We start from the raw sequence: 8,089 nt of genomic DNA, 5'->3' as shown, positions 1-8,089 counted from the left end.
AAGTCGTCCCAGTTCGCCCGGGTCAGCTTGCCGGTGACGGTGATGGTCTTGCCCTTCTTCACCGGCTCCGGGGAGGCGTTCGTCGTCAGCTTCGCGGCGCGCAGGAGCTTGAAGGACTTGGCCTTCTTGGTCCAGATGTAGTCGCCGTCCTTGCCGTCCACCCAGGCGTCGACGTACCAGGTCCCGGCCGCGCCGTTGTTGTACGCCAGGTCGACCTTGGGGTCGACGGTGAACGAGGCGGTGCAGGTGCCGCCGGAGCACGTGGTCCTGTTCGACATGAGCACCCCGAACGAGGGTCCGTACAGGTCGATTCGGGCACCGGCGATACCGGAGTCGTCCTTGGCGGCCACCGTGACGGTGAACTTCTTGGCGCCGGAGGTGCCGACGACCACGTTCTTGCCGCCGTTGACCGTGACCTTGGTGATCGCGGTGTCACCGAAGCCGTCGGCCTGGGCGGCCGGCACGGCGAGGACCGAGAGGGCCAGGGCCCCGGTGACGACGGCGGCGGAGTTGCGCATGCGCATGTGTTCCCCGTGGGTGAAGGGGCCCGGCCCGGAGAAGGAACGGGCGGGCCGATCCGAAGAGTTGATGAGCGACCACCCGTCGGAGACGGGCGGCCGGTGACTCGACAGATCAGACCGGCACCGCCGGTGAATGGTTGTACACAGGTATGCGTTTTTCGTGAAGAGCCGATCATCGGGCCTCGAACACGGCCCGTGGCAGGGCTACTTCACGTCGAGGTAGTCACCGCCGGACGCGACCGCCGGAGTGGTGGACGTACCGGCGAAGCTGTAGCGCCAGTAGCCGTCGGCGGACGCCTTGACCGTGGTCCGCAGGGTGCCGGTGGAGCTGGACTCGACCGTCTTCACGGTCGTGTAGCTCGCCGCGCCCTTCTTGCGGAACTGGAGCTTCACGGGCTGCCGGGTGTAGCCGCGATAGGCGCAGGTCTCCCAGTTCGCCCGGGTGAGCTTGCCGGTGACGGTGATCGCCCTGCCCTTCTTCACCGGCTCCGGCGATGCGTTCACCGTCAGCTTGGAGTACCGCTGGACACGGACGCGGGAGTGGCTCTCGTCCCACACGGCGTCGTCATCGCTGCCGGTGTCGGCGAGCACCGCGACCGCGACGTTCCAGGTGCCCGCGAGGCTGTTCTCGGCAAGGACGCCGGAGCGCGGGTCGGCCACGATCGTCAGCGTGCAGGTGGACGTGGTCGGGTCCGCCGACACCTTGCAGTCGGCTGCCTTCCCCACGGGGACGAGACCGCTGTCGGTCTCGTCGATGTAGCCGCGCCACAGAAACGCGTAGGCGTCGGCGACACCGGACGGCGAGGAGGCGGTGACCGAGACGGTGAACTTCTTCTTGGACGTCGTGCCCACCACGATGTCCTTGCCGCCGTTGACGACGACCTTCTTGATGACGGGCCTCTCGACCGGCCGGGCGGCGCGGGACCGCGCGGCGGGAGCGTCGCCGGACCGCGCGCCGAACACGTCGGCGCCGGACCGCAGGTCCACGCCCGCGACGGGCCGGTCCACGCCCGCGGCCGGCCTTTCCTCGGCCTGCGCGGCCGGTACGGCGAGGGCGGAAAGGGCCAGGGCGCCGGAAACGGCGGCCACGGTGGCTCGAATACGCATGTGTCCCCAGGTGGAGAAGGGGCCCCGGGGCACGTCGTCGGCCCGGCGGGGCCCGTCTGATCCGCGAGCCTGCTGGCTCACGGGAACAGACATGCGAGCCCTGTGAAGGGTTGCGCGCGCCCATGACCTTTCCGTGAAGATCGCGGAAGGTCGGGCCGCCCTCAGTCGAACCAGCGGTCCCGGGCCAGCTCCTGGGTACGGGACGGGTCCTCCAGCAGGGCCGCCACCTCGAACCGCCGGGGCCACTGCCCCGCCGCCCAGGCCAGACCCGCCGCCACGCCCTCCAGCGTGGCCGCGTGGACGACTCCGTCCGGGGTGCGGCGCCAGTCCAGCTCCGCTCCGCCCGCGCGCAGTTCGGTGTGCTCGACGTAGGTGTCCGGAGTGCCCGCGCCCAGCAGCACGCGGACCGGTTCCGGCACCTCGCGCTCCTCGCCCTCACTGGTGACGTCCGCCGCCACCGTCTCGCCGAGCCGCCGCACCTGGAGGAGGTCGGCCAGCTCGGCGGCGCGGGCCGGGGCGACCGGCAGCAGCGGCACGCCCGCCGTCAGCGGCAGCACGTCCGGGGCGTCGGCCACCACGGCGTCCGCCGCGCCGACCACCGCCACCGCGCCGTCCACGACCGCGCGCAGCTCGTCCACCAACGTGACCTGCTCCGGATCGAGTCCGGCCAGCTCCGTGTACAGCGCGTGCAGTTGTACGGGGGTGACCGGGCGGTCCGCGTCGGCGAGCCGGGCCAGCAGCTCCGCCGCCCCGCCCGGCTCCTCCAGGAGCGCGGCCAGCGACGTACGGACGCCGAGCGCCCGCAGCACCTGCGCGTCGTCGAAACCGCCCGCGTCCACCGCGTCGTACAGCCCGGCCAGGCGCGGGTCGCCGCCCGCGGCGCGCAGTCCGGCCGGGCGGCGGCCGTCCAGCACCGGGTGATCGCGCAGCCACCACGCGGTGTACGGCCGCACCGACCGCGTCGTGCCGTCCGGCAGCAGCACCCGCACCGGCTGGGTCAGCGCGTCGCGCAGCGGCGGCCGGGCCAGCATCGCGAGCGCCTGCGGCCAGGCGTCGTCGTCGACCAGGTCCAGGTCGCGCACGGCGACGATCTCGGTGGCCACGGGCGGCACGGGCGTCTCGGGCAGCTGGTCGAGCAGGTCCTCGCACCACACGTCGACGGCGTCCAGCAGCCCGGCGTCGTCCGGTTCGGCGAAGTCCCCTTCGCGGGGCTCCAGTTCGTCCGGGTCCAGCACCACATCGGCCGCCCTCACCAGGGCGAACGTGGCCAGCACCCCGCATGCGGTGAGCGGCTGCTCTCCCCAGCGGTCGAACAACTCCTCATCGCACAGGGCCAGTTCGCCCTCGCGCATGACCTCGGCGAACGGGCTGCCGGGCAGCACGAGTTCACCGGCGGGCGCGGGCTCCCCGTCCTCGTCGAGCAGGGCGAGCGCGCCGAGCCACGGTTCGTCGCCCGGGGCCAGCTCGGCGTCCCGGACGAGCGTGAGGACGGTCTCGGCCACCTCCTCGCCGTCCAGCGCGTCCTCGTCCCAGATCTCGTCCGCGTCCAGCGAACCGGCGACCGCCGCCCGCACCTGCGGGGTGCTCAGCACGGCGCGCGGAGTGGCGGGCAGCGCGCCCAGCTTCTCCAGCAGCGGATGGGCGGCGTCGGGGTGGGCGACCTTCAGCCCGAGCCGCGACAGCCGGCCGAGCACCGGCCCGGTCAGCCCGTCCGGCAGCGGGAGCAGCACCTGGCGCGGGCCGACCGCGGTGCGCGGCGGGCGTCCTTGCGCGTCGGCCGGGTCGCCGGCGAGCGGCACCGGCAGGCCGGACAGCCGGTCGGGGTCGGTGCCCGCCAGGCTGTCGTACAGGCGGCGCCACCAGTGCGGGTCCCGCTCCAGCCCGGCCAGGCGGTCGATCGCCTCGCCCAGCGGGACGCGGGCCACGCCCAGGGTGCGCAGCTCGGTGCGGCGCTCCAGACCGGCGGGCAGCAGACAGGGCAGCACCTCGGCGAGGACCCGTACGGTCTCGGCCCCCACGCCCTCGACCACCTCGGCCTCCACCGGACGCAGGGCCGCGCTCTCCGGGCCCCCGTCCGCGGCGTCCGCCCGCTCCCAGTCCTCCCACCGGTCGGCCTCGGCGGCCTCGCGCGGCGCGGCCGGCTCCAGGAACGCGACCCGGGGCAGCCGGGCCAGGATCGCCCCGCGCAGGGCCCCGTCCAGGCCGCCCTTGCCGAGGGGGCCGGGCACCAGGTCGATGACGCCGGTCGAGACGGGCCGCCAGTCGCGCAGCAGCTCCGCGTAGGCGTCGGCCGCCCGCTCCACCAGGAAGTCCGTGAGCGGCCCCGGCGCGGGGTGCCTGCGGGAGGTGTCCAGCGGCAGCGAGGCGATGAGGAGGGCGGGGACGCCGAGCGGTTCGTCGGTCGGCGTCGGCGCGTGGACGACGGGTGCCGTACGCGGGTGGAGCGGCGCTCCGGACTCGTCCACGGGAACCGCCCAGGTCACCGACCAGTGGGGCCGCAGCCGCTCCTCGACCGGCCGGTCGGCGAGCAGGGCCGGCTCGATCGGTCCGTGCCGCAGGACGGTGCGCCAGCGGTGCGGGCCGTGCTCGGAGTCGTCGATGTGCGTGTACGGCCCGTGGAGCGAGCGGCGCAGGGTGCGCACGCCCGCCGGGGTCTCGACGACGACCTCGTCGAGGCCGGGCAGCGTGAGGAGCAGCGCGTCGTCCACGGCGGCCAGCAGCCGGGCCGCCAGGTCCTCGGCGGTGCCGTCGCGCAGCGGCAGCACCACGACCGTGTCGTACCCGTCGGGCGCGTTGCCCTCGGCGGGCAGCGGGAGGCGCAGCAGCGGCACGTGTCCGTCGCGGCGGCGCAGCTCGTCGCCGAGGCCGGGGCTGCCGACGGCCGCCTGCCGGGCCATCTCGCGCGCCTCGGCCAGGGACCAGCGGACGCCTCCGTGGCGGCCGAGGACGGCCGGTTCGTCGCTGACGGCGAGGACGGCGGCGAACCCGACGCCGAACCGGCCCACGGCGGACTCGTGGCCCTCGCGCTTGGCGGAGGCGCGCAGGGTGCTGAGGGATTCGACGCCCGTCGCGTCGAGCGGGGCTCCGGTGTTCGCGGCGGCCAGCACGCAGCGCCCGTCGCCGTCGCCGGGGGCGGCCGGGTGCAGGGTCAGGCGCAGCCGGCCCGGGACCCCGGCACGGGCGGCGGCGTCGGCCGCGTTCTGCGCCAGCTCGACGACGAGGCGGTCGCGGTAGCCGCCGAGCGCCAGGTCCTCCTCGGCGTTGGCGTCCTCGCGGAACCGCGCCGGCCCGGCGCCCCAGGCGTCGAGCACGCCGCGCCGCAGCCGTGCCGTCCCGAACGGATCGGCCCCCTCGGTCGCCTTCATGCTCACGCTCTCGACTCCGCTCTGTGTGCCTGCCGCCCCGTGTGCGCCCGAAGGTACCGTGCGGGCGGCCGGCCGGAGCGCGGGGTCCCGTGCGGACACGGGGCCGCACGGCCCCTGCCCGGGGCCGGGCAGGGGCGGAGCGTGCGGGGCCGCGTCAGGAGTGGCCGAGGTCGTCGGCGGAGCCGTCCGCCTCGTCGGGCACGGACCCGCCGGCCCGGTCGGGCCGCAGCGAGTACGCGTCCACCCGCATCGTGTCCAGCGCGTGCGGCGCCCGCTCGGGCGGCTTCGGCATCACCGCGGCCTCCGAGTGGCCGCCGCATCCGTACGCCAGCGACACCACATGGCCGTCGGCCGGGCCGAACTCGTTCGCGCACACCCCGAATGCCTGTTTCAGCGATCCCGCCATCGGGATCAGGAAGGCGCAGCTCACGCAGGTCGCCGGAGCCGCCTGCGCCATCGGGGTCTTCGGCCCGAACGACTCGTCCCAGCGGTCGGCCGCCGCGTACAGCCCGTACCGGGACAGCACCCGCGCCCGCCGCGTACCGAGCTCCTCGGCGACCGCGGCGATCGACCCGCGGCTCGTCGCCACCGGCCGGTCGGTCAGCTCCGCGTCCTCGGCGTCGACCAGCTCGGCCAGCTCGCCGGAGACCACGGAGTTCGGCGGCGGCTCGTCCTCGCCCGTCCAGCCGGGCTCCAGGCGCAGGTCCTCCGCCTCGGTGGGCAGCAGGTCCCCCGGCCCCATGTCGCCGGGGCGCAGCCGCTCGCTCCACGGCACCCACTCCGGGGCCAGGAGGGCGTCCGCGCCCGGCAGCAGCACCGTCTCGTCCAGGGTGACGTTCTTGGCGCGGGAGGCCCGCGCGACGGTCACCGCCCAGCGCCAGCCCCGGTAGCCGGGCTCCTTGGACTCGAAGTAGTGCGTGACGACGCGGTCCCCCTCGGAGACCACGCCGACATGCTCACCGACCACACCGGGCGCGGCGGCTTCCTCCGCCGCCGCGCGCGCGAGGTCTACGGCCTCGGCGCACAGGCGGTCGGGAACGGGGGTACGGGCCGTACGGCTTCGCGTCGTCGCAGCACTCACAGGTCTCGCTTCTCTCCATACGCCAGTCTCACGAGCACGCCAGCTGCTGCACGATTGCCGTTTTCGGCCAGACAGCTGCGGGCGGAGCGGACCTGGGGACCGCGTCGACGTCCACACCCGTTGTGCCTGCCTCGGGCGCGCCTTCTGCCATCCATTCTGCGGGATCGCGGAGAGGCGCGCGGCCAAGAACAACCGCCGGTGGCGCGTTACGCACGCTACCCTCTCCGCCGCTCCGCGCCCACCTGCCCGCCCCAAACGTGCCGTATCCGTTCCCGCCGCCGTCCCGCCGCCACGGCTCGCGGCGGCTGGTCCGACAGGGCGTGACGCGCGCGTCCGCGGCCGATCGCCGTTAACGGAGGCCGGGGTTGGGGCACTATGACGGGGTGGCTGGCGCCAGGTCGCACGACGGTCCCGGCCCGCTCCGCAGGGCGGGACGGGCGACGGGCCGTGTCCTGCGCGCCCCGTTCACCGGCGCGGCGCGGGGCATCCGCAGGGCCACGCACGCCCACGGCGCCGGGGAATCGGGCCTGGGCAAACTGATCGAGCTGCACGCGGTGAACGGCGCGGGCGACGTCATGATCACCGTCGCGCTCGCCTCCACCGTCTTCTTCTCCGTCCCCACGGACGAGGCGCGCGGCCGGGTGGCGCTCTACCTCGCGATCACCATGGCGCCCTTCACCCTGCTCGCCCCGGTGATCGGCCCGCTGCTGGACCGGCTGCCGCACGGACGCCGGGCCGCGATGGCGGGCGCGATGTTCGCCCGCGCCGCGCTGGCGATCACCATGTCGGGCGCGGTCGCCACCGGCGGCCTGGAGCTGTACCCGGCCGCGCTGGGCGTCCTGGTGTGCTCGAAGGCGTACGGAGTGGTGCGCAGCGCCGTCGTGCCGCGTCTGCTGCCACCGCGCTTCTCGCTGGTGAAGGCCAATTCCCGGGTCACCCTGGCGGGACTCCTGGCCACCGGCGTGGCCGCGCCGATCGGCGCGGGGCTCCAGACCATCGGTTCCGGCTGGCCGCTCTACGGCGCGTGCGCGATCTTCCTCGGGGGCACGTTCCTCGCCTTTACGCTGCCGCCGAAGGTCGACTCCGCCAAGGGCGAGCGCCGGGCCCGGCTGATCGTGCCGCACGGCGGGGAGGAGCCGGATCCGGCGGCGGCGGCGGACGAGGCGGCGACGCGCGGCGGCTCCTGGCGCGCCGGAAACGGAAACCGCCTCGGCAGGAAGAACCGCCCCGGCGGAGAGAACGGCCTCGGCAGAGAGAACGGCCTCGGCAGAACGGAGAAAACGGAGAAGGGGCGAAAACCGGCCAAAGAACGGCCACCGGGTCTCCGCTCCGTCGGCGGGTCCGTGCTGCACGGCCTCCAGGCCAACACGGCGCACCGGGCACTCTCCGGCTTCCTCACCTTCTTCCTGGCGTTCCTGCTGCGCGACCATCCGCTCGCGGGCCAGAGCGCGGCCGTCTCCCTCGGCATCGTGGGCGTGGCGGCCGGGGCGGGCAACGCCTGCGGTACGGCGGTGGGCGCGTGGCTGCGGGCCCGCGCGCCGGAGGTGATCGTCGCGACGGTGCTGGGGCTCGCGCTGAGCGTGGCGATCCTCGCCGCCGTCTTCTTCTCCGCCCTGATGGTGGCCGCGCTGGCCGCGATGGCCGGTTTCACCCAGGCCCTGTCGAAACTCTCGCTGGACGCCATGATCCAGCGGGACGTCCCCGAGAAGGTGCGCACCTCCGCGTTCGCCCGCTCGGAGACGTTGCTCCAGATGGCGTGGGTGATCGGCGGCGCGATCGGCATCGCGCTGCCGCTCAACGCGGTGCTCGGCATGTCGGTCGCCGCGGGCATTCTCGGGCTCGGCGCGGCCACCTCCGTGCGGGGCCTCCTGGGGGCGGCGCGACGCGGCACGCCGCACCCCCGCGTGGCGTGAGCGGAGGCGACCGATAGCCTTCGGCCCATGACCGTTGCGTTCTTCTCCGGTAAGGGCCGTCGAATCGGCGTCGCTCTTGGTGCCGTGTCCGCGGGACTCCTT

General features: G+C 74.8%; 5 protein-coding genes and 1 pseudogene. 2 read left to right on the top strand and 4 right to left on the bottom strand.

Annotated features, from left to right (window positions below; genetic code table 11):
* The 4 genes from EES43_RS16440 to EES43_RS16425 form a co-directional block, all read right to left on the bottom strand.
* Positions 1 to 524: calcium-binding protein (locus EES43_RS16440; RefSeq protein WP_241192456.1), on the bottom strand; the 524-nt coding region annotated here is incomplete at its 3' end.
* A gap of 201 nt (positions 525 to 725) precedes the next feature.
* A complete protein-coding gene (locus EES43_RS16435; RefSeq protein ID WP_124269411.1) occupies positions 726 to 1,628 on the bottom strand; it encodes a calcium-binding protein in 903 nt (300 codons plus the stop codon).
* A 161-nt stretch (positions 1,629 to 1,789) separates the two neighbouring features.
* Positions 1,790 to 4,993, bottom strand: coding sequence for a sacsin N-terminal ATP-binding-like domain-containing protein (locus EES43_RS16430; protein ID WP_124272021.1), 3,204 nt, complete (start codon positions 4,991 to 4,993; stop codon positions 1,790 to 1,792).
* A gap of 154 nt (positions 4,994 to 5,147) precedes the next feature.
* Entirely contained in the window at positions 5,148 to 6,074 is a 927-nt protein-coding gene (locus EES43_RS16425) for a DUF3027 domain-containing protein (RefSeq protein WP_206430065.1), read from the bottom strand.
* A 383-nt stretch (positions 6,075 to 6,457) separates the two neighbouring features.
* Between EES43_RS16425 and EES43_RS16420 the strand changes: the two genes are divergently transcribed.
* The gene (locus EES43_RS16420) at positions 6,458 to 7,987 is read left to right on the top strand and encodes an MFS transporter (RefSeq protein WP_124269410.1); all 1,530 of its coding nucleotides are present in this window, start codon (positions 6,458 to 6,460) and stop codon (positions 7,985 to 7,987) included.
* Positions 7,988 to 8,014: 27 nt separating this feature from the next.
* Positions 8,015 to 8,089, top strand: a pseudogene (locus EES43_RS31405) (DUF2771 domain-containing protein); the annotation flags it as partial.

It is taken from the genome of Streptomyces sp. ADI96-02, from assembly GCF_003846185.1.
Lineage (GTDB): Bacteria > Actinomycetota > Actinomycetes > Streptomycetales > Streptomycetaceae > Streptomyces.
The sequence above is the reverse complement of the archived record's forward strand: the minus strand, read 5'-3'. Positions and strand labels throughout refer to the sequence as shown.

Excerpts from the sequence above, each read along its gene's own strand:
- EES43_RS16435 (WP_124269411.1), bottom strand. The coding sequence starts at position 1,628 with ATGCGTATTCGAGCCACCGTGGCCGCCGTTTCCGGCGCCCTGGCCCTT.
- EES43_RS16430 (WP_124272021.1), bottom strand. The coding sequence starts at position 4,993 with ATGAAGGCGACCGAGGGGGCCGATCCGTTCGGGACGGCACGGCTGCGG.